At 63.9% G+C, this 22641-nt stretch carries 24 protein-coding genes and 3 pseudogenes; 14 read left to right on the top strand and 13 right to left on the bottom strand.

Annotated features, from left to right (window positions below; genetic code table 11):
- Positions 1–15 precede the first annotated feature (15 nt).
- Positions 16–921 carry a P-type conjugative transfer protein TrbG gene (gene trbG / locus PGN25_03195; protein MEH3116628.1) on the top strand — a complete coding sequence of 302 codons (906 nt, stop codon included), beginning with the start codon at positions 16–18 and terminating at the stop codon, positions 919–921.
- A pseudogene (locus PGN25_03190) lies at positions 918–1823 on the top strand (conjugal transfer protein TraI). Before trbG ends, PGN25_03190 begins: the two are co-directional and overlap by 4 nt.
- 43 nt (positions 1824–1866) lie before the next feature.
- Here PGN25_03190 and PGN25_03185 read toward each other — a convergent pair.
- From PGN25_03185 to PGN25_03175, 3 genes are all read right to left on the bottom strand, one after another.
- A complete protein-coding gene (locus tag PGN25_03185; protein MEH3116627.1) occupies positions 1867–3372 on the bottom strand; it encodes an IS66 family transposase in 1506 nt (501 codons plus the stop codon).
- Between the two features lie 102 nt (positions 3373–3474).
- Positions 3475–3822 (bottom strand): IS66 family insertion sequence element accessory protein TnpB, encoded by a 348-nt coding sequence (gene tnpB / locus PGN25_03180; GenBank protein ID MEH3116626.1) that lies wholly within the window; start codon positions 3820–3822, stop codon positions 3475–3477.
- The gene (locus tag PGN25_03175) at positions 3819–4208 is read right to left on the bottom strand and encodes a transposase (GenBank protein ID MEH3116625.1); all 390 of its coding nucleotides are present in this window, start codon (positions 4206–4208) and stop codon (positions 3819–3821) included. Before PGN25_03175 ends, tnpB begins: the two co-directional genes overlap by 4 nt.
- Before the next feature lie 56 nt (positions 4209–4264).
- Here PGN25_03175 and PGN25_03170 point away from each other — a divergent pair, with 56 nt between their 5' ends.
- Positions 4265–4633, top strand: a complete 369-nt coding sequence (locus PGN25_03170; protein ID MEH3116624.1) for a TrbI/VirB10 family protein — start codon at positions 4265–4267, stop codon at positions 4631–4633.
- Positions 4634–4636: 3 nt separating this feature from the next.
- Positions 4637–4894 carry a DUF2274 domain-containing protein gene (locus PGN25_03165; protein ID MEH3116623.1) on the top strand — a complete coding sequence of 86 codons (258 nt, stop codon included), beginning with the start codon at positions 4637–4639 and terminating at the stop codon, positions 4892–4894.
- A 98-nt stretch (positions 4895–4992) separates the two neighbouring features.
- On the opposite strand, the gene PGN25_03160 is transcribed toward PGN25_03165, so the two are convergent.
- The 4 genes from PGN25_03160 to PGN25_03145 all read right to left on the bottom strand — a co-directional run bounded on the left by PGN25_03160 (position 4993) and on the right by PGN25_03145 (position 9033).
- On the bottom strand, positions 4993–5832 hold the full coding sequence (locus PGN25_03160; GenBank protein ID MEH3116622.1) for a hypothetical protein: 840 nt from the start codon (positions 5830–5832) through the stop codon (positions 4993–4995).
- Positions 5832–6194, bottom strand: a complete 363-nt coding sequence (locus PGN25_03155; protein MEH3116621.1) for a hypothetical protein — start codon at positions 6192–6194, stop codon at positions 5832–5834. The genes PGN25_03160 and PGN25_03155 overlap by 1 nt, the downstream gene beginning before the upstream one ends.
- A 107-nt stretch (positions 6195–6301) precedes the next feature.
- A complete protein-coding gene (locus PGN25_03150) occupies positions 6302–7558 on the bottom strand; it encodes an ATP-binding protein (protein ID MEH3116620.1) in 1257 nt (418 codons plus the stop codon).
- Between the two features lie 77 nt (positions 7559–7635).
- Complete coding sequence (locus tag PGN25_03145) at positions 7636–9033, bottom strand: hypothetical protein (GenBank protein MEH3116619.1); 1398 nt, start codon at positions 9031–9033, stop codon at positions 7636–7638.
- A 182-nt stretch (positions 9034–9215) separates the two neighbouring features.
- Here PGN25_03145 and PGN25_03140 point away from each other — a divergent pair, with 182 nt between their 5' ends.
- Genes PGN25_03140 through PGN25_03125 form a run of 4 tightly spaced genes read left to right on the top strand, consistent with a single transcriptional unit; the run spans position 9216 to position 12050 of the window.
- Entirely contained in the window at positions 9216–9518 is a 303-nt protein-coding gene (locus PGN25_03140; protein MEH3116618.1) for a hypothetical protein, read from the top strand.
- The gene (locus PGN25_03135) at positions 9515–9946 is read left to right on the top strand and encodes a PIN domain-containing protein (protein MEH3116617.1); all 432 of its coding nucleotides are present in this window, start codon (positions 9515–9517) and stop codon (positions 9944–9946) included. The genes PGN25_03140 and PGN25_03135 overlap by 4 nt, the downstream gene beginning before the upstream one ends.
- Positions 9947–9982: 36 nt before the next feature.
- A complete protein-coding gene (locus PGN25_03130; protein ID MEH3116616.1) occupies positions 9983–10765 on the top strand; it encodes a DUF5131 family protein in 783 nt (260 codons plus the stop codon).
- Between the two features lie 25 nt (positions 10766–10790).
- Positions 10791–12050 carry a three-Cys-motif partner protein TcmP gene (locus PGN25_03125; protein MEH3116615.1) on the top strand — a complete coding sequence of 420 codons (1260 nt, stop codon included), beginning with the start codon at positions 10791–10793 and terminating at the stop codon, positions 12048–12050.
- A 67-nt stretch (positions 12051–12117) separates the two neighbouring features.
- Here the strand turns inward: PGN25_03125 and PGN25_03120 are convergent, their stop codons facing one another.
- Complete coding sequence (locus PGN25_03120; protein ID MEH3116614.1) at positions 12118–13866, bottom strand: ATP-binding protein; 1749 nt, start codon at positions 13864–13866, stop codon at positions 12118–12120.
- Positions 13863–14024 carry a hypothetical protein gene (locus PGN25_03115; GenBank protein ID MEH3116613.1) on the bottom strand — a complete coding sequence of 54 codons (162 nt, stop codon included), beginning with the start codon at positions 14022–14024 and terminating at the stop codon, positions 13863–13865. Before PGN25_03115 ends, PGN25_03120 begins: the two co-directional genes overlap by 4 nt.
- 78 nt (positions 14025–14102) lie before the next feature.
- On the opposite strand from PGN25_03115, the gene PGN25_03110 reads away from it, so the two are divergent.
- The 5 genes and pseudogenes from PGN25_03110 (at position 14103) to PGN25_03090 (ending at position 18457) form a co-directional block, all read left to right on the top strand.
- Complete coding sequence (locus tag PGN25_03110) at positions 14103–15164, top strand: IS481 family transposase (GenBank protein MEH3116612.1); 1062 nt, start codon at positions 14103–14105, stop codon at positions 15162–15164.
- Positions 15165–15257: 93 nt separating this feature from the next.
- Positions 15258–16316: an IS630 family transposase gene (locus PGN25_03105; GenBank protein ID MEH3116611.1), complete on the top strand. Its 1059-nt coding sequence runs from the start codon at positions 15258–15260 to the stop codon at positions 16314–16316.
- 9 nt (positions 16317–16325) lie between these two features.
- Positions 16326–17246 (top strand): annotated as a pseudogene (locus PGN25_03100) (conjugal transfer protein TrbE).
- A pseudogene (locus PGN25_03095) lies at positions 17243–17557 on the top strand (DUF4141 domain-containing protein). Before PGN25_03100 ends, PGN25_03095 begins: the two co-directional pseudogenes overlap by 4 nt.
- Before the next feature lie 171 nt (positions 17558–17728).
- A complete protein-coding gene (locus PGN25_03090) occupies positions 17729–18457 on the top strand; it encodes a hypothetical protein (protein MEH3116610.1) in 729 nt (242 codons plus the stop codon).
- Positions 18458–18753: 296 nt separating this feature from the next.
- On the opposite strand, the gene PGN25_03085 is transcribed toward PGN25_03090, so the two are convergent.
- The 4 genes from PGN25_03085 to PGN25_03070 form a co-directional block, all read right to left on the bottom strand.
- Complete coding sequence (locus tag PGN25_03085; GenBank protein MEH3116609.1) at positions 18754–19146, bottom strand: nitrile hydratase accessory protein; 393 nt, start codon at positions 19144–19146, stop codon at positions 18754–18756.
- A 16-nt stretch (positions 19147–19162) separates the two neighbouring features.
- Positions 19163–19777 (bottom strand): nitrile hydratase subunit alpha, encoded by a 615-nt coding sequence (gene nthA / locus PGN25_03080; protein MEH3116608.1) that lies wholly within the window; start codon positions 19775–19777, stop codon positions 19163–19165.
- Positions 19778–19790: 13 nt separating this feature from the next.
- Positions 19791–20477, bottom strand: coding sequence for a nitrile hydratase subunit beta (gene nthB / locus PGN25_03075; GenBank protein ID MEH3116607.1), 687 nt, complete (start codon positions 20475–20477; stop codon positions 19791–19793).
- A 439-nt stretch (positions 20478–20916) separates the two neighbouring features.
- Positions 20917–21969 (bottom strand): HD domain-containing protein, encoded by a 1053-nt coding sequence (locus PGN25_03070; GenBank protein MEH3116606.1) that lies wholly within the window; start codon positions 21967–21969, stop codon positions 20917–20919.
- Between the two features lie 253 nt (positions 21970–22222).
- On the opposite strand from PGN25_03070, the gene PGN25_03065 reads away from it, so the two are divergent.
- The gene (locus PGN25_03065) at positions 22223–22639 is read left to right on the top strand and encodes an HIT domain-containing protein (GenBank protein MEH3116605.1); all 417 of its coding nucleotides are present in this window, start codon (positions 22223–22225) and stop codon (positions 22637–22639) included.
- The last annotated feature ends 2 nt before the right edge of the window (positions 22640–22641 follow it).

The following is a 22641-nucleotide window of genomic DNA, read 5'->3' as shown; positions in this document are numbered from 1 at the left end:
CTGCTTGCCGCGACCATGCTCTCCGGCTGCGCGACCACGCAAAAGCCACCGGAGATCCGCTACGACGCCGAGGTGCCGCCGCTGCCACCCGTGCCGGTGGTCGCGGTCGACACTCGGCCCCGGCCGCTGCATGTGCCGCCGCCGTGGACGCCGGCGCGGGGCGGTCAGCCCGCCGGCACCTCGACCGCGCGCGTCGAGAGCGCCAACGCCGCCGCCCGCGTCCAGCCGCGCCGGGATGGCTATTACAACGCCATCCAGGTCTATCCCTGGTCGGAAGGCGCGCTCTATCAGGTCTATGCGGCGGTCGGGCAGATCACCGACATCGCGCTCGAACCCGGCGAGAGCCTGACCGGCGCCGGGCCGATCGCCGCGGGCGATACCGCCCGCTGGATCATCGGCGATACCGAGAGCGGATCGGGTGACACCCGCCGCGTCCATGTGCTGGTGAAGCCGACGCGGGCGGACCTTTCCACCAACCTCGTCATCACCACCGACCGGCGGCTCTATCTGATCGAGCTGCACGCGGGCGAGCGGCCCTACATGCCCTCGGTCGCGTGGAGCTATCCGGCTCCTCCGCCGTCGCTGCAACCGGTAATGCCGGCGATGCCGTTCATCCCGGCCACCGCCGAGCATACCTATCGCTATGCCCTGACCGGCGATGCGCCGCCGTGGCGGCCCGTATCGGTCTACGACGACGGGCGGCGCGTCTACGTCGAGTTCCCGCGCGGCATCGTCCAGGGCGAGATGCCGCCGCTGTTCGTCGTCGGTCCCGAGGGCGAGCCGGAGATCGTCAACAGCCGGGTCCACGGCAACGTCCTCATCGTCGACCGCCTGTTCGCCGCCGCCGAACTGCGGCTCGGCAAGGCCGACCGTCAGCAGACCGTCCGCATTCTCCGCACCGATGGGAGGCCTTCGTCATGAGCGGCATCAACCCCGAGAAAAGCGCGTCGAGCCAGCTGGACGCCGACGACGATGCCCGGCCGCTGACCGGCGAGCCGGTCGCGCCGATGCGGCTGCGCCCCGAGCCGCCGCGCGTCACCCGCCTGTCGCGCAAGGCGCTGGCGGTGCTCGGCGGCGTGGCAAGCGTCGGCCTCGGCGGCGCGCTGATCTACGCGCTCCAGGTCCAGCAGGGCGGCAAGCCAGCCGAGGAGGTCTACGCGACCGATGGCCGCTCGACGCCGGACGGCCTCAACGCGCTGCCGAAGGACTATACCGGCCCGGTGCTCGGACCGCCGCTGCCCGGCGATCTCGGCCGCCCGATCCTCGACGCACAGAACCGCGGCCAGCCCGTTCCGGTGTCGGCGATCAATGCACCGGCTGGACCTGCCGCGACCGATCCCGAGGTCGAGCGCCGCCGCCAGGAGCTGGAACGGCGGCGGCAGGAGCTGGAGGCGGCCCGGACCAGTCGGGTGTTCTTCCAGTCCGGTGCGCAGACCGCAGCGGCGAGCGGCGTGCCCGGTGACGGGATGCCGAGTCTCGCCGGCATGGGCACGCCCGGCCAGAGCGGCACGCCCACCGCGCAGGACCGGCAGCTCGCCTTCCTCAACCAGGCCGCCGACCGGCGTATCGTGGCGCCCGACCGCGTGACGGCACCGTCGTCGCCGTTCGTCGTGCAGGCCGGCGCGGTGATCCCCGCTGCGCTCATCACCGGCATCCGCTCGGACCTGCCCGGCCAGATCGTCGCGCAGGTGACCGAGAACGTCTACGACAGCCCGACCGGTCGCCTCTTGCTGATCCCGCAGGGCACGCGGCTGATCGGCCAGTACGACAGCGGCGTCGGCTTCGGCCAGCGGCGGGTGTTGCTCGCATGGACGCGGCTGATCGTACGCTTCCGGTGAAGGCCGCGTTGTCCTCTGAGGTGGTGTGTCAGGCGGCGACCTGCTTGGGTTGAGGCGGGGTCCAGTTCCAGGGCAGCAGATCGTCGATGTGCCGGGTCGGATGGCCGGGCAGACGGCTGAGGATGTCGGCAAGCCAGGCTTGTGGGTCGGCACCATTGAGCTTGGCGGTCTCGATCAGCGTGTAGAGTGCCGCAGCGCGATGGCCGCCCGCGTCTGAGCCGGCGAAGGTCCAGTTGCGGCGGCCTACCGCGATCGGCCGGATCGCCCGTTCGGCGGCGTTGTTTGAGAGGCAGGCGCGCCCGTCGTCGAGGAAGAGGATGAAGGCGCTCCAGCGCTTGAGCATGTAGTCGATCGCTTGCGCCACCGGAGCCTTGGCCGAGAGCTTGGCACGGTTGGCCAGCAGCCACGCCTTCAACTCGGCGACGAGGGCGGCCGAGCGGGCGCTTCGATGCGCACGGCGGTCGTCCGGTCCGAGGCCAATGATGGTGCGCTCGAGCGCGAAGATCGCGTCGATCCGCGCCACCGCTTCGATGGCGATCGGAGCCTTCCTCAGGTCAGCCAGCTCGAAGAACTTGCGCCGGGCATGCGCCCAGCAAGCCGCCTCGCGGAGCGGGCCTGGTTTGCGACCGGGCTCGTACAGCCGACCGAACCCGGAGAAGGCATCCGCCTGCACGATGCCGTGGAAATCGCCCAGCCAGGTCTCGGCATGCGCGCCAGAGCGGTCGGGGGAGTAGAAGTAGGCCACAGCCGGCGGCTCGGGACCGCCGAAGGGTCGGTCGTCACGCACCACCGTCCAGAGCCGCCCCGTGCGGGTCTTGCCCTTGGCCAGGACCGGTACGGGCGTGTCGTCGAGATGCAGGCGCTCAGCCCCTCGAACATGGGCCTCGATCCGGGTGACCAGGGGCGACAGGGCGGTCGTCACCGCTCCGACCCAGCCGGCCAGCGTCGAGACGTCGATCGGTACGCCCTCGTGGGCGAAGCGCTGGCTCTGGCGATGCAGCGGCAGGTGCAGGCCGAACTTGGCCATCATCACCTCGGCGAGGAGGTTCGGGCCCGCTCGTCCGCGCGGGATCGGATGGAACGGGGCCGGAGCCTGCGCGATCGTCTCGCAGTCGCTGCACGAGAAGCGCTCGCGTACGTGCTGGATCACGACCCAGCGCGCCGGGATCCGCTCCAGGGTCTCGGTGACGTCCTCGCCGAGGTGACGAAGGCGCGTTCCGCCGCAACACGCGCAGGTCGTCGGGCCGGGATGGACGACGCGCTCGCGCGGCAGGTGCTCGGGCAGAGGCCGGCGGGCGGGCTTGCGCCGCGAGGAAGCCGCACCGGAGAGTGCTTCGGGCTCGGCGGCCGCCTGCGCTTGGGTCTCGGCCAGCGTCTCCTCCAGATCCTCCAGGACGAGTTCGAGCTGGTCGATCCGGGCGCTGCGCTCCGAGGAGGTCCCGAACCGTTCTCGCCGCAGCCGGGCGACCTCCAGCTTCAGCCGTTCGACCGCGATCTCCGAGGCAAGCCGGGCCGCCCGCTCGGCCAGGATCATGGCGTGGGCGGCGGCAAGATCCGTGGGAAGCGGCGGGGGCTCGGGCGCGTTCGGCACGCTTGAGAGAAGAGCATATTCTTCAAGCGCTGTAACGCGTTATCCTCAGCCGAGAGCGCTCGGACGCCAGCTCTCCTGCGGCATCCGCCAGTCGATACCCGAGAGCAGGTAGCCGAGTTGCGCCGTCGAGATCGTCACGGCTCCATCCGCCACCGAGGGCCACAGGAAACGGCCGCGGTCGAGCCGCTTTGTGTAGAGACACGCGCCCTGGCCATCGTGCCAGATCACCTTGATCAGGTCGCCGCGCCGTCCGCGGAACACGAACAGATGCCCGCCATGGGGATCGCGCTTGAGCGTCTCCTGGACGATCAGGCCCAAACTGGAAAAGCCTTTGCGCATGTCGGTGTGGCCAGTGGCCAGCCAAACCCGCACGTTGGCCGGCAGCGGGATCATCGGCCCTCCAGGGCGTCGAGCACCCGCCGAAGCGCCGCGGCATCGACGTCGGAGCCGACCCGAACGCGCCGGCCTCTGCCGAGATCGATCTCGATCACCCCGCCGGAGCGACGGCCGCGGTTGGGCTCTCGACCAGGCTCGACCGTCATCGCGGCGGGCGTGGGAGCGATCACGACGGGGACTAGCGCTGGCGTGGGAGCACCGACACGCTCGCACAGCAACTTGCGCCAGCGGAACAGCTGACTGACGTGGAGACCGGCCCGGCGGGCGACATCCGAGGTCGACACACCCGGTTCAAACGAAGCGGCAACCAACCGCTCCTTCTCCGCCCGCGTCCAGCGTCGACGCCGCTCGGCTCTCACCAGTTCGATACCCGCCTGGGTCATGCTCAAGGTCCTAGGATTACTCCTATGACCTCAGCCTCAACGGGCCAGCTCACAAGGTGGCCTTCGCCGGATGCGTACGGCTGATCTTCCCCAACGGCCGCTCGATCGTGCTGGAGCGCCAGCGCGGCGCCGACGCGCAAGGCTATGCCGGGCTTGAGGACGGCGTCGACCATCACTGGTGGGATCTCGCCAAGGCCGCCGGGCTGTCGACGCTCTTGTCGGTCGGCGCGCAGGCCGGCTCGTCGGGCGAGCAGGGCGACCTCGTCCGCGCACTACGCCAGGGCGCGTCGGACGACATCTCCCAGACCGGCCGGCAGGTGGTCGGCCGCCAGCTCGACATCGCTCCGACGCTCACCATCCGCCCCGGCTTCCCGGTCCGCGTGATCGTCACCCGCGATCTCGTCCTCGAACCCTATCGGAACTGACACATGACGAAGCTGAAACTCGGCCCGATCGCCGACGACAAGCCCGTGAAGGTCACGCTGGAACTGCCGGCAGACCTGCACCGCGATCTGGCTGCATATGCCGAGGTGCTCGCACGAGATGCCGGTCAGCCGGCTGCCGACCCCACGCGTCTGATCGCGCCGATGTTGGAGCGGTTCATGGCGACCGATCGCGCGTTCGCGAAAGCGCGGCGGGCCGCGCCAGACCCGGATGAGCACTACGTCTACGCTATAGCCCTCTAAATCCCTCCTTGCGATCGTTGAACTCTACTCACGTCCAGAGCGCTGCCGTGCGCGAACTCATAACGCCGATTGAAATATCAATTTTATTGGATGCAAAGCTATGGCAGCGTCGGCAGTGGCCCGCTGACGATATGAGCGAGATATGCCGCATTTCGTATGACCGCGTCGTAGAACAGATGCTGCCAACTGTTTCGCGTCGGATCGGCATGACCCTCCTGCCAAGCACTAATATTCTCGACGACATCCAGCCCATTCGTGCGCAACTTCGTCACGTTGCGGAGTAGCCGGCGGTGTTCGTTGCGGAAGAAACGGATATAGCGCCGGGCAATCTGGAGTTCACGCAAGTGGGTCGTAATTAGCTGCGTCTCGGCAGCCGACAGGCTGGGGTGCGGAGCAAGCGTGAACGTCGGCGTCGTAAACGGTGCGTTGATGGTGAGCTGCATGATCTGGTCGGAGGAAAAGGTGTCGAAATAGGGATGGATGAAAAAGCGGGGCGTCGCCGCGTCGCCTGTTCCCTCTCCCTTGCGCCGTTGGCACGGATCGCACATCGGTGTCAGATTGGCAGGCGTAACCGCGAAATGAGGATATTTCCCCTTCGGCAGATAGTGGTCGAGGGTTTCCGTTACCGCAGGGCTACCGCACGACGGACAAATATCCAGATCGTGATCCCGCAAATCTTGCAGCATTATGCCCTGCGCCGATCCATCGGCGGGGTGGCTATAGAGTGTCTTGAACGATTTTGCCTTATTCATGATCGCCGGCCACTCGGCAATATGCGCCGGCGATCCGCCGTGAGTCAGATAGTCATCGACGCGCTGCTTCCACTCATCGGCGATAGAGTTGAAGAAAGTCTTGTTAGGTTCGTGGGTTCGTTCTGCGACGATATTATCGATGAGAATGCGGTGATCGGCAGCGACCATCGGCAGGGGCAAAGGCATCACCATCCTTCGCGCTCCATGCCCTGAATCTGAATAGCGAGTTCTTCGTTGATGTCGTCGCCAAGCGCCTCAATGAGCGCCTCAGCCGAGCCGAGTTCCTCCAGCTTGTCTTCGATCCAGCGCTCGAAAGGTTTGGATGCTTCGCTGTCGCCAAAGACATAGGAACTGATGCGCTGCATATCGCCGCCGAAGGTTTGGAAGGGTGGTGTTCGGATTGAGAGACCATCCTTAGTTCGCGCCAAGACGTGAACGCAGTCACTCGGCACTTCTCGTACTGTGACGAGTGAATGCGTCGCCAGCAGAGCCTTCGAGTTGAAGCGATCAAGGATCGCCTTCAGCATGTCGATGAATTGAATCTCCAAGGTCGGGTGGAGAAATAGTTCAGGCTCATCGATTAGTATCAGGCTATCTCACCGGATCGCTCCTAAGATATTAATAACAATAAAAGAGAATAGTTTCTGCCCCGAGCTTAGCTGGACGATTTCACCATCGCGAAAAAAGTCACACCATCTGCGGCGTTAAGAGAAGCCCTCACCTTATCGACATTGAGTTCGTCAATTCTGTCGGAACCAATCGGAACATAGCGCGCATTATCGACGTCGAACACAAGGTCATCGATTAACGAGGTGTCGTCGTAGAAGCGCTTTGCTGAACCGGACGCTTCGCCCACGTTGATTGCAGCGTGGTCGAAAGCGAAGGCAGTTCGGAGCACACGTTCAACTGTCGCTAACTTGTTCGCCCAACTGCGAAGCCCTTTGTAACGGAGATCGTCCACCAGGCAATCGAGCAGCGACGCCGCGGCGTTTTTCTTCGGTGCCTGATGGCTCAAGGAAATCCCACCCAGACGCCCAGCGGTCCGACTGACAGAACGGCCGCGAAAGCCGAAATATCGATAGATGTCCTTGTCCTGTAGTTCCTGAGTTTCGAGATCGACGGGAAACCGCTCGAACGGGCTGTAGGAAACGACTACCATCTGGCTGAGGTTGGGCTTCTCGACAAACCCAACCTTGCGCCCACGCTTTTCAGGAGGAGCGCCGAGCCAGTCCTGAACCATCTGATGTAGTATCTGAGACTTTCCGACACCATTCGGGCCAATGAGGACATTGACGTTGTGTGGAAGAATGCTGGCTTGTCTGAACTTTAGGCTGAGAGTGGACGTTTCGCTGAAAACATCCTTAAACTGAAAACCGAGATCCAAGACGGACATGGCCTCGGCCGAAAACAGTTTCCAGCCGTCGAGATATGACTTAGTCTCGCTTCGTTCACGCAGAAGCGATTTCTGAAAAGGTTGACTGTCAACAAGGCTGAGGGCCGCCGGTTCTTGCTGAAGGTGCATGAGGTAGCTGGCGTCGCGCAGCTTGATGGCGGCGTCCCGCGCGGCATCCAAGCTCAGTCGATCACGCAACTGTTCGTAGAATGCGATTTCGCCCGGAAGCGAGAGATAGTTTGCGTTCGGAATTGGAAAGACGCCATCCCAGCCCTCCTTCAGAAGACGGTCGAGGTAGGTTTCGCTGACAGAGGCACCTTCGATCATCAGCTTCAGGTGGCCGAGATCAACCAATTCCCCCGCTATACGACAGGTCGTAGCGAAGGTGGTCTTATTACCGAAATCATCCCAATTATTTGCTAGTAGTTCGAGTACATCGCCTTCATGCTTTGGCTCCGGCGTGTTGCGTCGGCTTTGCCGGCCCAGATAGACAATCTTCATAGAGGCTGATTTTACCATGCGTTCAATCTGCGTCGGGCGCCTAGCGGCGGCAAGGCTCGAGGGACAGCACCATCCCTGACGAGGTGTCTGTCATGTCAGATATCCTCGTCCCAGCCATCGTCCCACGCTCCATCCACCTGCATCGTCGCCATCAGGCGCCGGATCGTCAGCACGATCTCGGCGAGGCGCGGGCCGTCGATCGGACGCGCGTGCATCGTCGGGCGTCGGTGTGCATTGAGGCGTTGCAGATCGACCTTGATTCCGTCGCGGTCACCGAACACCGCCCCGAATACCTCATCCCAGTTTTGCCGGGTGGAGATCACAGAGATCAGGTCGCCGAGATTGGTGAAGTTGATGAGCGGCTGGCGGTCCTCGCCCGCCTTGTAGGCATCGCGCCGCGTCCGCTTGGCTTCGCCGACGATGTTCCCCGGCACGCGCGCCGTGAACCACTTGGCGCCGTCCTCACCTTTGGCGGCAAGGTGCGCCTGCAGCTTCGTCGCGATATAGGCGCGCAATGCGACCTCGAAGGCGTCTATCGCGCGATAGGCATCGTGTCGGGTGCGGCCGGTGGTGATCGACATCCGCAGCGGGCCGACCTCGACCACGGCCTTGATCCCGGTCCGCGTTCGCTTGCCTTCGACGACACCGCTATCGACCAACACCTCGACAATCGCCGCGCTGTCGGCATCCACCAATCCGGGATCGACATCGGCATCGCGATAGAACCGTGCCCGCGTCGGCCGATCGCGCCAGAAGGCAGGCGGAAGATCGGGGTGGGTGTGCCAGGTGCCGAGTAGCGCATCGAACGCCGCCTGACCCAGCGACGCGCGTGGCCCGAACGTGTCGAGCGCGCCGGCGAAGGCGGACATCCGCAATGTCGTGGCGTCGCGAATGCCGGCCAACTCGACCCCGCGGCTCGCTCGCGCCACCAGATCGCCCGCATCGACGATCCCCGTCGCCATCCGCTGGAGCCTCGCCATCTCTTCATTCGCGGTCCTGGACGCTTTCAGGACATGGGACAATGCGCCCTCGTCACGCGCCAGCAAGCCGGATGACCAATTCGTAGCGCGGGCAATGGCGCCGACCTCGGCGCGTCGCGCGATGGCCGTGCCGGTCAATTCCTTTCGCAGCGACTCAGCGTAGCCGCCGCCGAGATAATCCCGCTGAATCCTGTCGTTCAGCGCCCCAATCTGGTCGCCATATTGCCTTGCCAGCGCAGTGGCCGTCGTCGCCGCATCGCGCCCGACCAGAAACTCGCTGGAGATGCGGGTACTGAAGCTTTGCTGTTCGCGCAAATAGGCGCCGACGCTACCTGAAGCGTGTCCCCGCAAGCCAAGCGCAATTTCCTCCACTGCCGACCGATATCCACTGCCGAGCAGACCGCCCAGCGGCTGGATCGCCCGATGCGCCTCGGCGATGGCGGATGCGGTCTGACCGATCCCCATTAGTTCCTTGAGCCGGCGCTGTTCCCGAAAGTAGTCATCGATCGACATCGTGTTCGTTGCCCCGGCTTTGCTGCCGATCAGATAGGAAGCGACGTGCCGATCTTCTACCGCCCAACCATCCTACGCCAACGAGCGCGGGATGCGCCGACAGGGTCGACGACACTCCATAAGGCCATTGTTTGAAAGGCAGGAATAGGATATATATCCAGCCATATCATGGGAGGCTCGCGATGACCAATGCCGCACAGAAGCGCGCCATCCGCAATTACCGGTCGCGTCAGGCGCAACGCGGCATCGCACGCTTCGAGGTTCAGGCGCTCGACGCCGACCGTGAACTGATCCGCGCCCTCGCTCGTCGGCTTGCCGATGACGGACCCGAGGCGACGCAGGCGCGCACGATGGTTCAGCAGATCGTATCCGGGGAGCCGCCGCATCAAGGTGGCATCCTCCAGGCATTGCGCCGGTCGCCGCTGGTCGGCGCCGATCTCGATCTTGGTCGCGTCCGCGAGGAAGGGCGCAGGGTCGATCTGTGACGCGATACCTGCTCGATACCAACATCATCAGCAACGTCGTCAAGCCGACGCCTTCCGCTTCCCTGCTCGACTGGATGGCGGAGCAGCGCGACGATGCGCTGTTCATCGCATCTTTGACGGTCGCCGAAATCCGGCGGGGCGTTTTGGAAAAGCCGGCAGGCAAGAAGCGCGAGGCGCTGGACGCCTGGTTCGCCGGTCCCGAAGGGCCGCAGGCCTTGTTCGCGGGGCGCATCCTGCCCTTCGACGACCGGGCCGGACTGATCTGGGCGCGGCTGATGGCGGACGGGAAGATTGCCGGCCGCCCACGCAGCGGTCTCGACATGATCGTCGCGGCGGTCGCCGATGCCAACAATTGCGTCGTCGTTACCGACAACGAGAAGGACTTCGCCGGGCTTGAATTCGTCAATCCGCTGCGTGGAGCGGTCTGATGGCGATTACCGATTGGGATCGCTCGGGAGGGCGGCATGGCTGAAACCCAGATCGAGTGGACCGACTCCACCTGGAATCCCGTCGCGGGGTGTTCGATCGTTACCGCCGGCTGCACGCATTGCTACGCGATGGAGATGGCGAAGCGTCTCGAAGCGATGGGCGTCGACAAATATGCCGGGCTAACCCGAAAGACCGGCAAGCGGACCGTCTGGAACGGCGTGGTGCGCGAAGATCGCGAGGCGCTGTCGATCCCACATCGCTGGCGCAAGCCGCGCAAGATCTTCGTCAACTCGATGAGCGATCTATTCCATGAACGGGTGACCGACGCCTTCATCCTCGATGTCTGGCAGGTGATGCGCGACACGCCGCGGCACAATTATCAGATTCTCACCAAGCGGCCCGAACGCATGGCAGCGCTGGTTTCCGGCCAGATCGGTGAAGTCCTGCCCAATGTCTGGCTCGGCACCAGCATTGAGGACACCGCTGTCGTGGATCGCATTGAGCATCTCCGCAAAGCGCCCGCCGCGATTCGCTTCATCTCGTTCGAGCCGCTGATCGGAGCAGTCGGTGCCGTCGATCTCAGCGGCATTCATTGGGCGATTGTCGGCGGCGAAAGCGGCAAGTCCGCCCGGCCGATCCGAGAGGAATGGATCGATGAAATCCATGCCCGATGCCTGTCGGCCGGCACCGCATTCTTCTTCAAGCAATGGGGAACGTGGGGCAAGGACAACAAGAAGCGCTCGAAGAAGGCGAACGGTCGCGAGTATCGTGGGCAGACTTGGGATGAGATGCCGGCCGTGACACACGCTGTCGCGTAACGGGGCTGGGTACAGGGGAGGCAGTGTGGTCGAGAAGCGATATGAATGGGCGGACGGCGCAGTCCTCGAAGAACATTCGCGCCGAAAGCACAAAATCCTTCGCGAGTATGTATTCGATTATCTCACCGTCCGCTGCAAGCTTCCCCAGCAGGAACGGTTCCGGCTCGCCATCGTCGATGGCTTTGCCGGTGGTGGTCGTTATCAATGCGGGGCGGCTGGCTCACCACTGATCTTCATCGAGGAACTGAAGCGGGCTGTTGAAGCCGTGAACACGCAGCGGGTCGTTCAGGGACTCGGCGCGATCGAGGTCGAGTGCTTGCTCGTCTTCAACGATGCCAGCCGCGACGCGATCGAGCTACTGAAAACGCATGTTGCCCCGATGCAGGCTGACATCGCGCTGGCCTGCCCCAAGCTTCACCTTAAGGTGGAGTATTTGAACGAGTTCTTCGAGGTCGCCTATCCAAAGATCAAGGCACTGCTCGGTCAGGGACGCTATCGGAGCGTGATCTTCAACCTCGACCAGTGCGGCCATAGCCATGTCGAACGCGGTACGATTCTCGACATCATGCATTCCTGGCCCGCAGCGGAGATCTTCTACACCTTCGTCATCACGTCTCTGCTGGCGTTTCTCCAGAAGGACGAGCCTGAGCGCCTGCGCGCGCAACTCGAACACCTCGGCATTCCCGCCAACGACATGCAGGCGCTTGACGGGCTGATGAGCCGGAAGGACTGGCTCGGCACGGCCGAGAAGATCGTCTTCGACGCCTTCCGCCTTTGTGCTCCGTATGTCAGCCCGTTCTCGATCAACAATCCCGGCGGGTGGCGATACTGGCTGATCCACTTCGCCAACGCCTATCGGGCGCGACAGGTCTACAACAACATCCTACACGACAATGCGAGCTTGCAGGCCCACGTCGGCAGGCCGGGCCTCAACATGCTGTCCTACGATCCCCGACATGGCGAGGGGATGCTGTACCTCTTCGACGACAGTGGCCGGGCGTCGGCGAAGACCCAATTGCTGGACGACATTCCCCGTCTCGTGACCGAGGCAGGGGACGCAATATCGGTGATGGAGTTCTACGAAAGCATATACAACGTCACCCCGGCGCACGCCGACGACGTTCATGCGGCGATCATTGAGAACCCGGACCTTGAGGTGGTTACACCGGCTGGCGGCGAGCGCCGCAAGGCCAACACGATTGCGGTGAACGACATCATTAAGCTTAAGAACCAACGCAGCTTCTTCCCGATGTTCCTGAACGCGGGCAAAAGAGGGCCGAAATGAATCAATCGTTTAATGGAACTATGATGCCGCTGATCTGAATCTCCAGAAAGCAGATTGAAGGAATCCATCAAGTATTGCGAGATTGCCCGCGCAGACATTCGATCGCGGAGGTAATGGCGGCGTCATCCGGCTTGGCCGATCCCCATTCTTTCCAGAAATCTCGCGTCGCGCTGTCCGGCGGGATTTTGGGCACGTCGAGCCTGATCCTCGTCGGCAGCAGCACGGCGTCGCCCAGCAACAGCGCCTCGCCCGTGTCGAGCAGCGGCAGGATGCTGGTCAGCCCGGCCAGCGAATCCGGCATCAAGCGCTTGATGACCCCCTGATCGGTCTCGTTGGTAAGACGCAGTGCGAGGAAATTGTTACACTGGCTGAGGATGGTCCGGCTGACATCCGAGGGACGTTGGCTCACGACCAGCAGGGAAAAGCCGTATTTGCGTCCTTCCTTGGCGATCCGCTCGAACGAACCGAGCGCCTGCCGCTGCACGGCATCGGCGTCGTCACGAACCGGAAGGTAGAGATGCGCCTCGTCGCACAAGAGCGTAACCGGAGTTCGTGACTTTCCGCCCATCCAGAACTGCACGTCATAGAGCAAGCGCGCCAGCGTGCCCGTGACGACCGGCAGAACGTCCGCCGGAACCTCCGAGAAATCGATCACCTTGATGCCCGTTCCGTCGCCGGACCGCAGGAGCTTCAACACCTGCGACGCGAGCCAGTTATATTGCATCGCTGCGGGAGGCGGCGCGAACATGAAGCCATAGCGGCGATCATCAAGCTTCGCTTCGAGGCGCGACAGGAAGCGTGTCAACTTGTCTTCCCATTCTCCCTTCACGGGGCCGGTCTTGCCGACGCCCTTCGTCGTGTTGTCGGTGTGGAGCAGTCCGACCAGCTTCTTCACGTCGTAAGGAATGGGCGAGTCGACGGTGAAGGTCTTCTTGACGTCCACCTTGCCCTCGGCATCGAGCGCCTGCCCTTTAAGCGAGCGCACATGCAACGTGAACCGCGACGCCTGATTGGGTGCGTTCTGGTCGCTGCGATCGAGAATCATCGACAGCATCTCGTCGCGGTTGAGCAGCCAATAGGGGAGGAACAGCGTGTCGTCGCCCGGCCTTTCGAGATCACCGGGACCGGCAATACGAAAACGCTCGGCGAAGCCACCCGCCGCCTTGTCGGCAAGCGGCGCATATTCGCCGTGCATGTCGAACACGATGATGTTCGGGAATTTCAGCTTGGCGGCTCGCTCAAGAATCAGCGCGACGGCCCAACTTTTGCCCGAACCGGTGCTCCCGAGGATAGCGGCATGCCGCTGGAAGAACTTGTCGCCGCTGGCAATCGCATCAGCCGTGCGATCGGCGACGAACGTGCCGAGCTTGAGCCGTTCGTTGGCCGAGAACCCGGCACCCAAGATACCCATGAAGCGCTGGAGGTTGCCGCCTTCGATCACGAAACAGTCGCGGTCGATCTGCGGGAAACTGTCGGCACCGCGCTTGAAGGTGTTGCGACGATCACCCTCAACCGTCCTGAATGTCCCGATCAACACCCCCTGGATCAGATCGGTCGGGACCGCCGCCAACAATGCACCATCTGCATCGTCTTCGTCGGGTCCGGGCAGCTCTTCACGGATGCTGCGCGTCACGCGCTCGGTCATGGCGATGAGATACTCGCGCTCCGTCGCACCGCGAATGGCAACGAGCTGTCCAATGCCGATCCGCGTGAGCAGCACGGAGTTCGTCACGTCGATCGCGACGCGGCTCGTATCGACCGATGCGACGCGCCCGATCTTGTCCTCGTCGGCGAACTGGAGCGCGGCTTCATTCATGGTTCGAGCACCTCGGAAACGAAGGAGCCTAGATCCCAAAGATTCAGACCCGGATAAAAGGATTCGGTACCGGCGACGAAAACGCTGGAGCCGGAAGTGCTGCCCTGTTCGGTATGTTGAATGGCAATGACATTGGGACACTCGGCAACCAGCTTCACCGCGTTGTCCGACAGTCTATAGTGTTTGATCCCAGGGTTTGATGGTGCACTCTTCACGTTGGAGTGGAGGGACGCGCTATGGGCCAAGTTCTTCACGGCAGCGCCACCACGACGGAGGCAGTCCGTCGAGCGATCCAGCATAGTCAAGCGAGCCTGAGGGCGCTCTCGAAGCGCTACGGGATCAACCGGAAGACGGTCGCCAAGTGGCGGCAGCGGACCTCGGTCGCCGATCAGCGCACGGGTCCGAAGGATCCCCGCTCGACGGTGCTGTCACAGGAGGACGAGGCGGTCGTCGTCGCCTTTCGCCGCCATACGCTCCTGCCGTTGGACGACTGCCTCTACGCGCTCCAGGCGACGATCCCGCACCTGACCCGTTCGTCGCTGCATCGGTGCCTGCAGCGCCACGGCATCAGCCGACTGCCGGAGGTCGACGGTGACAAGCCCAAGCGGTCACGCTTCAAGACCTGCCCGCTCGGCTATTTCCACATCGATCTGGCCGAGGTTCACACAGCCGAAGGGCGACTCTACCTGCTCGTCGCTATCGACCGCACGACCAAGTTCGCCTTCGTTGAGCTCCACGAGAAGGCCACGCGGCGGGTCGCAGGTGACTTCCTCCGCCATCTCATCGAGGCCGTGCCTTACAAGGTGCACACGGTGCTCACCGACAACGGCACCCACTTCACCACGCCCGGCAACGTCGCCTCGGCCGCTTCCGTCATCAAGGAGGCGATTGTAGCCGGCGAGACCTTCCGAGCCCACAGCTTCGAACTTGCCTGCGCCCGCAACGATATCGACCATCGGCTGACCAAACCGCGCCACCCCTGGACGAACGGTCAGGTCGAGCGGATGAACCGCACGATCAAGGACGCGACGGTCAAGCGCTACCATTACGACAGCCACGCGCAACTCCGTGCGCACTTGGCCGACTTTGTCAGCGCCTACAACTTCGCACGCCGTTTGAAGACCCTGCGCGGCCTCACGCCCTACGAAGCCATCTGCAAGGCATGGTCCGCTGAGCCCGGCCGCTTCAGGTCAAACCCGCTCCACCAAATGCCGGGACCAAACATTTCATATCCGTTGCGGAATTTGTTCAAGCCCGGCGTGATGATTAGACGTGGAAGATCGAGATCGCCGGCATAACGAACGGGCTTCCCATCCCGGTGATATACCGCGACTCGGAAGGAATCCCGTTTTTGGGTTTTCGGCCGCGGGTTTGCATGATTCCCTACGGGGATGGCAGGACTGATTCTGTCTCCCGCCGACCGGGCGCATTTCCTGGTGCTGATGCGGGGCCAGCTCAACAGCGCGGTGCATCGGCGCTTGAACGTGCTTCTGTTGCTCGACGACGGCTGGACGCCGGCCCGGATCGCCGCGGCGCTCTACCTCGACGAGAGCACGGTGGCCGAGCACCGCACGCTCTACCGGGAGCGCGGCCGGGCCGGCGTGGAAAGCTTGAGCTACACGGGACGGGTCTCGCGCCTGTCGGCCGCTGAGCGCACGGCCTTGTCGGACTGGGTCGCCGCCGAGGTGCCTCAGACAGCCAAGGCCGTGTGCGCCCAGGTGCAAGCGATGTTCGACTTGTCCTATGGACCGCACGCGATGGCCCGGCTTCTCGGGCCGATCGGATTCGTGTTCAAGAAGCCCAAATGCGTGCCGGCCAAGGCGGATGCTCGCATCCAGCAGGCCTTCCTCGACGCTACGCTGACCCCGCTGATGCAAGCGGCCGGGCCGGACGCGCCGCTCGACTTCGTGGACGGCTGCCATCCCTCCTATACGGGGCGGCCCGCTCACGGCTGGATCCGGCGGGGCGCCACCGTCGAACTGAAATCCAACCATGGCCGCACCCGGCTCAACCTCAACGGCGCTCTCTCCTGGCCGGATCGCAGCCTGATCCACCATCAGGAGGAGAAGATCACCAGCGCGGCGATGATCCGCCTGTTCGAGACCCTCGCGGCCCGCCATCCGGCGGCCGAGAGCGTCACGGTCGTGCTCGACAACGCCCGCTACAATCGCTCGCGCGAACTGAGGACGGGGCGCGACCAGCCTGACGGTCGCCTGCGGCTGGTCTATCTGCCGTCCTACGCGCCCAACCTGAACCTGATCGAGCGCTTCTGGCACTTCATGAAGCGCAAGGTGCTGTTCAACAAGGCGTATGCCAAGTTCGCGCTGTTCAAGCAGGCCTTCGACGACTTCTTCGAGCGCCTGCATGAGCATGAGGCCGACCTGGCCAGCCTCATCACGGACCGCTTCCACCTCATCGGGCAGACCGAGACCGGGATTCTATCCGCTTAGGGGTATACCAGCGTCTCGCTCCAGCCGCTCGCTCGCATCGAGCAGACCGCCGAACGCGCCTGGGCGGCCGACTGGCTGGTGGCGATCCTCACGCGCGAGGGCGTGCCGATCACGCCGGACGTGAAGGAGCATCTCTGGACCGCGCTGTCGTCGCTCGCCTCCGCGCCGGTCGAGGAGCGGACGATCACCGGCCTCGCCGTGCTGCTCCAGTCGAACGACCTGAAGCAGGCGCTGCGCCCGTACTGCGTCGGCGGCGCGTGGGGCCGGCTGCTGGACGCGGAAGCCGAGCATCTCGGAAGCGCGACCGTCCAGGCGTTCGAGACCGAGGGGCTGATCGGCACCGAAGCCGCGCCGGCCGTGCTCGCCTACCTGTTCCACCGGATCGAGGACCGGCTCGACGGCGCGCCGACGCTCATCATCGTCGACGAGGGCTGGCTGGCGCTCGACGACGAGGGCTTCGCCGGGCAGCTCCGCGAGTGGCTGAAGACGCTGCGGAAGAAGAACGCCTCCGTCGTCTTCGCCACGCAGTCGCTCAGCGACATCGACGGATCGGCCATCGCGCCCGCGATCATCGAGAGCTGCCAGACCCGGCTGCTGCTCCCCAACGAGCGCGCGATCGAGCCGCAGATCACCGCCATCTACCGGCGGTTCGGCCTCAACGACCGCCAGATCGAGATCCTCGCGCGGGCGACGCCCAAGCGAGATTATTACTGCCAGTCGCGTCGCGGCAACCGGCTGTTCGAGCTGGGGCTGTCCGAGGTGGCGCTGGCGCTGTGCGCCGCGTCGTCGCGCACCGACCAGCAGGCCATCGCCGCACTCGTCGCAGAGCATGGCCGCGATGGCTTCCTGTCCGCCTGGCTGCGCCACCGCGGCGTCGGCTGGGCCGCCGACCTCATCCCCGACCTCACTAACCTGGAGACACCATCATGATCCTGCGCCGTCCGTGCGCGGCGCTCGTCGCCGCGACCATCCTGTCCGTGCCGCTCGCCCTGTCGCCGATGCTGGCGACACCCGCCGCCGCGCAATGGACGGTGTTCGATCCGTCGAACTACGCGCAGAACGTCCTCCAGGCCGCGCGGACGCTCCAGCAGGTGAACCAGCAGATCACCTCGCTCCAGAACGAGGCGACGATGCTGGTCAACCAGGCGCGCAACCTCGCCAGCCTGCCATATTCGTCGCTCCAGCAGCTCCAGCAGAACGTCCGCCGCACGCAGGCGCTGCTCCGCCATTCCCGCCGATTGCCCTCTATAGTGCGATACGGCCGCCGATCACCGCACACCCACCAATCAGCATACAAAACCGCCGGTTCTACGCTACATCCCGATAAATCTTGAAGGCCAGCGGGCGGCAACTTTCGACTCTATAGAGACTCGACCAGTGCTTCCTCCTTTTACGACGATGGGAATAAGAAGGTGCCAAAGTATTACCAGTTGATAACCGAGAGTACGAACCTCGCCCGACGATCGGGAGCGGGCGCTGTCATTCCCGCAGGCTTCAGAAACCTGAGTGCTTCTATAGTCTCGACATGCACATTCCTGCAGAGTCTTCTCCAGCAGATAATCTTCGTCACGCACGGAGCTGAGCTTCTTGCGGCGAAGCGCACACTGAAGGAGTTTCCGAACCCTAAGGCGAGAATAGATTTCCTATGTTCGTTTCCATACAGCGGAGCTGATCCGGTCGTTTTGTCCGTATTTGACCATGCGCGACTTCTGTTCCGGGACATATACGAACTCAGGAACATCCTGTCGCACGAGGTTTGGGCATCTAGCGACGTTTATGACGATGCCGTCATTTTCTCCAGCTTGGACGAAGAAGCCAGGTTGTTGATGGTCTCTGGTCGGATCTGGCACGCGGAGAATGCGACCCCCCAAGAGGTTTTCGACGCCACCGTTCGGTATATTCGGAGCGTGAAAATCGTAGCCAGTGCTGACCTCCACGCTGCGATGAGCGATGCCAATTTGTGTTCATGGATTCTTATGCACATCGGCAATGTGCTCAATGAGCAGGATGCTACGAGAAAGGAAGAAGCGCGACGACTTTTCCTTCAATATAAGGGAACATCGCACCTCTTTGCCGACACCCCACCGGCTGCTGGAACCCTAAATTTCAACGCCTCTAAGAGCAAAATCATTCAGGGCTGAACCGGGACGACAAGCATCTTCGCATCTCTCGGTCGCTTTATTTAGGAGGCCATCGAGGGCTATAGAGTAGATGTAGTTCTCCGTTTCTTCGTCTCCCGCCCGCCAGGCGGAATTTGTGTTGGGACACGAGACAGATGGGGGCGGCCGGCTGAGGGGCTCGAACAGGCTTCACCTCCCGCAGAGACGTGGCACAGGTCCAGGGTCGCCTCGATCGGAGTGCCTGACACGGCCATGATGAGCGAAGCATGGCGACACAGAGAGCCGGATCCTTAATGAAAACGCAATTGCAGTGTTAATCATACCCGAGCTGGATCGATTGCAATCGGGTCATGTCTCGCGACATGATGATGATGCGGCGGCGTGTTCAGGATGATACGAGTCCGTTCATCAAGTCCGTCGTTCGACAACGTGGTCCGGCGCGCCAGAACCACTTCGAGCGCCGTGACGAAGTGCTCGTAATATCTCCACTGAGCCTGCGTATGGCCGGGATTGGCAGCCTCCCAATTCCCGATCGCATCGGTCAGGGCTTCTTGGAACTCCGACCATTGAAACTCGCCCGCCTCACAGGCAGACACGGCCACAGCGAAAACTCGCAACTCCCAGGGCTTGCAGAACGGAGCTTGACCATCGCTGCGGCTGAGGGCGTTCGCGAGTTGGGGATCGTCGATATCGAGAGTGGATGCGATCATCGCCGATCTCCGGATTCTATTGTGCAGAGGCCGCCGGAGCCGTGCCAATGAGCGAGTCGCGCGTCACCAACTGAGCGAGCGCCTCCTCGTCCAACCCGTCGGATCCGGCTGGACGCTTCGGGAACACCCAGTATCGAATCTCCGAATTCGAGTCCCATACTCGAATCTCGGTCGAGAGCGGAACATCGAACTTGAAGTCGTCGCGCAGCACTTGGCGCGGCTCACGGACGATGCGGGCCCGGTAGGGCATCGACTTATACCAGTTCGGCGGCAGCCCAAGCACGGGCCAGGGATAGCATGAGCAGAGCGTGCAAACGATAACGTGGTGGACACTGTCGGTACATTCGAGGGCGACCATATGCTCGCCCTGCAGCCCGCCGACCCCCAACTCCTTGCAGGCAGCCGTGGCATCCTCCAAGAGCCGGGCCTTGAAGGCCGGATCGGTCCAAGCCTTGGCGACAACCTTGGCTCCCAGATGCGGGCCGATTTCATGTTCGTAGAGGTCGGCGAACTTGTCGACACCGGCCTGGGACATGAGGCCCTTCTCGATCAGGATCGCCTCGATCGCCTTCACGCGGGCCGCGATCTCGTCTTCGGTCTTCGGCGTATAGACCATATTGACTCTGGACATGGGGCTGCTTCCCTCACTGCGCCGCAAGAGTGATGTAGGGTTCCCAAAAATCGGTCACGACAGTGCCGTTCGGCTCGGCCGCTTCTTCTCCGAAGAGTTCGGCGTTGGTGAACCGAACGGCGTAGAGGTGTTGTGAGGTCTCGGCCATTCCGTTGCCCGTCGTGTCCGGGTAGACGTGCGGACCATGATATCCGACGATCTCGCCCGTACGCCCGCGGACGTAACCGGCGCGGCGCGTATGCTTCTTGGGAGCGCTTCTGTCGACGACGACGACATCGCCCACCTTGTACTTTGGCTGCGTGTCGAGCGTTCGGGAGGTGGAGAAGCCGTTCTGAACCGCCCATTCAGCGAAGGCGACCAATCCGGGATCGTCGTTCGGTGGCATCTTCGCATTCGGATACGTAAGATAGTAGGCCGTTCGCTTGTCCAGGTCGTCTTTCGACCAGAACCCTTTCTCGATTCCGATCTCCTCCGTCGCATGTAGCCAATGTTCGTAGTAATAAGCCGTGAAATAGTGAATCGGATGCAGCTTTTCGAGGTGACAACGAAATTCGTCCAAACCGAACAGGCCCGCCCTCGCACAGAACGGAAACAGGGCCCATGCGGCCTTCTCCCAATCGGCGTGAAAGACGGGTTCCCACAGGGTCGGGCCGACCGGCCCCATGCCGTCTTTCCCTCCAAGGTCGTGAACGCCGTCCATACGGGTCTCCTTCGAAGCGCCGGCTGCCCGACCGGCTCGTCCGTGCGATGCGGGGAAGAGCCGTCGCCATCGGACAGGGCACGATGATCGCAGTCCATATCAATGATTGTAGATGACACTATCTGGGCAGCTTCCGCAAGGGCTTTTGGAGCGTCTCACAAACCTCCCGGCACGGTTGGCGAAGGCCGGGTGCGGTGAACGGGGGGCGGGCAGCGAGCGGGTGCGCGCCGCTTCGCCGAGGAAGGGCTTGAGGCCACCCTGCATTCGAAGCCGTCGAGCCGTGTCTCCGCGTGCAAGCTGGACGGGGCGGCGAGGCGCGGCTGGTCGCGCTGGCCTGTTCGAGCCCGCCGCAGGGCGCGGGCGCTGGAGCCTGCGGCGCAGATTCTACCCCACGGTCGAGACATGACAGAGCCCCGGGACGGTCCCGGTCAAACAGGTTCTAGGCCGCGCGCTCCTGCACGAGCGCGACGATGTCCTCCCAGCGCGAGAGGAAGGCGGCGACGCAGGCCGGGTCGAAATGCCGGCCGGCCTCCGTCTCCAGATGGGCGCGGGCCTTCTCCAGCGGCCACGCGGGCTTGTAGCTGCGGGTCGAGATCAACGCATCGAACACGTCGGCCACCGCGACGATCCGGCCGGAGCGGGGAATCTCCTCGCCCCTGAGACCGCGGGGATAGCCGGTGCCGTCCCAGCGCTCGTGGTGGGTCAGCGCGATCTCGGCGGCGATCTGGAGCAGGCGCGAGGGGCTGTCGTGCAGCATGTGATAGCCGCGCAGGGCGTGCTGGCGCATCTCGTCCCACTCCCCGGGCGTGAGCGGGCCGGCCTTCATCAGGATGTGGTCGGGCACGCCGATCTTGCCGATGTCGTGCATGGTCGAGGCGAGCGCCACGTCATCGGCCTCCGCGGAGGACAGGCCGAGCCCCTCGGCCACCGCGATCACGCAGCCGGCGACGCGGGTGAGGTGGTCGCCGGCCTGGTCGTCGCGGAACTCGGCGGCGAGCATCAGGCGGCGGACGAGTTCGCGCTCCCGCGCCGAGGCGTCGGCCACCGCCCGCGCCGCGTCGCGGCGCATGGCGAGGGCCTGACGGTCGTTCTCCCGGCGCGTCAGGGCCAGCTCGATCAGCACCCCGAGCCGGTCACGCAGTTCCAGCGCGTCGAAGGGTTTGGGCAGCACGTCGGTGGCCCCGGCCTCGTGGCCGATCCGGCGCAGGGCCCGCGCCTCGCCCCGCGCGACCAGCAGGACCGGCGTGCGCGCGAGGCTCTCCTGCGCCCGCAGGGCGCGGATCAGGGCCGGGGCGTCGTAGCGCTCGGGCTCGGCCTCGACCAGGATCACGTCGGGGGCCTGGGCCAAAAGATCCTCGGCGACCTGCCCCGAGACGGCGACGATGCAGGTGGTGCAGGGCAACCCGCGCAGGGTCAGGACGAGGGGCGCCGGGGTTCGGGCCGCCACGACGGCGACGACCGCGCTGCCGCTTCCTTCCGCGCCGCCCGTCATCGTCTCATCCAGGATGATCCCGGCACGGCCCGCCGCCCGCCGACTCTCGATCACTGCGTGAAGGCGTGACAGAACACGGTTAACCGACCCTGACATCATCTGAACGATCCCCGAACGGCCGGTGTCTTTCCGCAAGTCTTCCGCGAGTTCGAACCCCGGCAACGCATGTCCGGACCGGTGGCGGCTGCGCCGCCGCATCGGTGACCCCGAAAACCGGGCGCCCCTTTTCGGGGCGACGCGCTAGATCCCCGGCATGACCGACGCCTTCACCCTCGATCCACGGCTCGCCGCCGAGACCCACCCGGTCGGCGATCTCGCCCTCTGCTCCGTCCTGCTCATGGACGACGCGCGGTTTCCCTGGCTGATCCTGGTACCGCGACGGGAGGGCTTGAGCGAACTCACCGACCTGACGCCGGAGGACGCGCCGGCCATCTTCGAAGAAATCCGTATCGCCGTCAGGGTGATACAAGCGCTCGCCCGGCCGGACAAGGTGAACGTCGCGGCGCTCGGCAACGTGGTGCCGCAGCTCCACGTCCACGTCGTCGCCCGCTTCCGCTCGGATCCGGCCTGGCCGGGTCCGGTCTGGGGCGTCGGCGCGCGCAGGCCCTACCCGCCGCATGCCCGCGCCGCCCTGCTCGAACGGGCGGCCGCCCTGTTCGCCGCAGCGTGAGG

It is taken from the genome of Methylorubrum populi (assembly GCA_036946625.1).
Lineage (GTDB): Bacteria > Pseudomonadota > Alphaproteobacteria > Rhizobiales > Beijerinckiaceae > Methylobacterium > Methylobacterium populi_C.
The sequence above is the reverse complement of the archived record's forward strand: the minus strand, read 5'-3'. Positions and strand labels throughout refer to the sequence as shown.

Excerpts from the sequence above, each read along its gene's own strand:
- trbG (MEH3116628.1), top strand. The coding sequence starts at position 16 with ATGCTCTCCGGCTGCGCGACCACGCAAAAGCCACCGGAGATCCGCTAC.
- PGN25_03185 (MEH3116627.1), bottom strand. The coding sequence starts at position 3,372 with ATGATCCTGGCCGAGCGGGCGGCCCGGCTTGCCTCGGAGATCGCGGTC.
- tnpB (MEH3116626.1), bottom strand. The coding sequence starts at position 3,822 with ATGATCCCGCTGCCGGCCAACGTGCGGGTTTGGCTGGCCACTGGCCAC.
- PGN25_03175 (MEH3116625.1), bottom strand. The coding sequence starts at position 4,208 with ATGACCCAGGCGGGTATCGAACTGGTGAGAGCCGAGCGGCGTCGACGC.
- PGN25_03165 (MEH3116623.1), top strand. The coding sequence starts at position 4,637 with ATGACGAAGCTGAAACTCGGCCCGATCGCCGACGACAAGCCCGTGAAG.
- PGN25_03160 (MEH3116622.1), bottom strand. The coding sequence starts at position 5,832 with ATGCCTTTGCCCCTGCCGATGGTCGCTGCCGATCACCGCATTCTCATC.
- PGN25_03150 (MEH3116620.1), bottom strand. The coding sequence starts at position 7,558 with ATGGTAAAATCAGCCTCTATGAAGATTGTCTATCTGGGCCGGCAAAGC.
- PGN25_03145 (MEH3116619.1), bottom strand. The coding sequence starts at position 9,033 with ATGTCGATCGATGACTACTTTCGGGAACAGCGCCGGCTCAAGGAACTA.
- PGN25_03140 (MEH3116618.1), top strand. The coding sequence starts at position 9,216 with ATGACCAATGCCGCACAGAAGCGCGCCATCCGCAATTACCGGTCGCGT.
- PGN25_03130 (MEH3116616.1), top strand. The coding sequence starts at position 9,983 with ATGGCTGAAACCCAGATCGAGTGGACCGACTCCACCTGGAATCCCGTC.
- PGN25_03120 (MEH3116614.1), bottom strand. The coding sequence starts at position 13,866 with ATGAATGAAGCCGCGCTCCAGTTCGCCGACGAGGACAAGATCGGGCGC.
- PGN25_03110 (MEH3116612.1), top strand. The coding sequence starts at position 14,103 with ATGGGCCAAGTTCTTCACGGCAGCGCCACCACGACGGAGGCAGTCCGT.
- PGN25_03105 (MEH3116611.1), top strand. The coding sequence starts at position 15,258 with ATGGCAGGACTGATTCTGTCTCCCGCCGACCGGGCGCATTTCCTGGTG.
- PGN25_03085 (MEH3116609.1), bottom strand. The coding sequence starts at position 19,146 with ATGATCGCATCCACTCTCGATATCGACGATCCCCAACTCGCGAACGCC.
- nthA (MEH3116608.1), bottom strand. The coding sequence starts at position 19,777 with ATGTCCAGAGTCAATATGGTCTATACGCCGAAGACCGAAGACGAGATC.
- nthB (MEH3116607.1), bottom strand. The coding sequence starts at position 20,477 with ATGGACGGCGTTCACGACCTTGGAGGGAAAGACGGCATGGGGCCGGTC.
- PGN25_03070 (MEH3116606.1), bottom strand. The coding sequence starts at position 21,969 with ATGACGGGCGGCGCGGAAGGAAGCGGCAGCGCGGTCGTCGCCGTCGTG.
- PGN25_03065 (MEH3116605.1), top strand. The coding sequence starts at position 22,223 with ATGACCGACGCCTTCACCCTCGATCCACGGCTCGCCGCCGAGACCCAC.